Genomic DNA, 1132 nt, shown 5'->3' with positions numbered 1-1132 from the left:
GCCTGCTGCGAGCATGATGAAGATGAAGTCGAGCGTGAAGATCTCGACCACCCCCAGGATCAGCACCAGGCCGATCCACACGGTGGTCTGGATCCAATCAGGTCCGGACACGCGATCTCCCTCCCTCGGTCGCGCACGCCGTTCGCTGCGTCGCGACGGCCGATCCAACTCCGTTCAACATATCAACTGCGACCGACACGGGGGCGCCGGACGGTAGGCTCGTTGCGGCAATGAGACCTCCGACCCCACCAGGAGCACGACTGTGAGCAACCCCCTCGCCCCCGGATCCCTCGCCGACAAGCGCGCCCTCGTGACGGGTTCGTCCCGCGGGATCGGCGCCGACACGGTCGGGTACCTCGCCGGGGCCGGTGCGAAGGTCGTCGTCAACTACCGGAACAAGGCCAAGCGCGCCGAGCAGATCGCCGACCAGGTCGTCGCGGACGGCGGCGCCGCGCTCGCGATCGGCGCGGACCTCACCGACCACGCCTCCGTGCAGGCCATGGTCGACCAGGTGGTCGAGGCCTGGGGCGGCATCGACCTCCTCGTGCTGAACGCTTCCGGCGGCATGGAGTCCGGTGTCGGCGAGGACTACGCCCTCCGCCTGAACCGCGACGCGCAGGTCGACATGCTGCAGACCGCCGTGCCGCACATGCCCGCCGGGTCCCGGGTCGTCTTCGTCACGAGCCACCAGGCCCACTTCGTCGAGACCGCCGAGACGATGGACGAGTACGTGCCCGTCGCCAAGAGCAAGCGCGCCGGCGAGCTGGCGCTCCGCGAGCTGATCCCGCAGCTCGAGGCCGCAGGCATCGAGTTCGTCGTCGTCTCCGGCGACATGATCGAGGGCACCATCACCGCGACCCTCCTCAACCGCCTCAACCCCGGTGCGATCGAGGGCCGTCGGCAGGAGGTCGGCAAGCTGTACAGCGTGTCCGAGTTCGCCGCCGAGATCGCAATCGCTGCGGTCGAGCCCATCCCGGCCGACCACACCAAGCTCGTCGGCGACGTCAGCGGCTTCGGCGCGTAGCGCCCCGGCGCACGCACGCACCCCCGCCGGCGCCGCCCCACCCGCGGACGCCCCGCCCACACCCGACGCCGGCTTCCGCGAAGGCGTAGCGTCGCTTGGGTGACCGCG

General features: G+C 70.4%; 1 protein-coding gene. It reads left to right on the top strand.

What is annotated here, in order from left to right:
- Positions 1–262 precede the first annotated feature (262 nt).
- The gene (locus I59_RS03820) at positions 263–1024 is read left to right on the top strand and encodes an SDR family oxidoreductase (RefSeq protein ID WP_022902734.1); all 762 of its coding nucleotides are present in this window, start codon (positions 263–265) and stop codon (positions 1022–1024) included.
- Positions 1025–1132 lie beyond the last annotated feature (108 nt).

It is taken from the genome of Curtobacterium sp. B8 (assembly GCF_000333315.1).
GTDB classification, from domain to species: domain Bacteria; phylum Actinomycetota; class Actinomycetes; order Actinomycetales; family Microbacteriaceae; genus Curtobacterium; species Curtobacterium luteum.
Note: the sequence above shows the minus strand (reverse complement) of the source record. Positions and strands in the feature narration are given on the sequence as shown.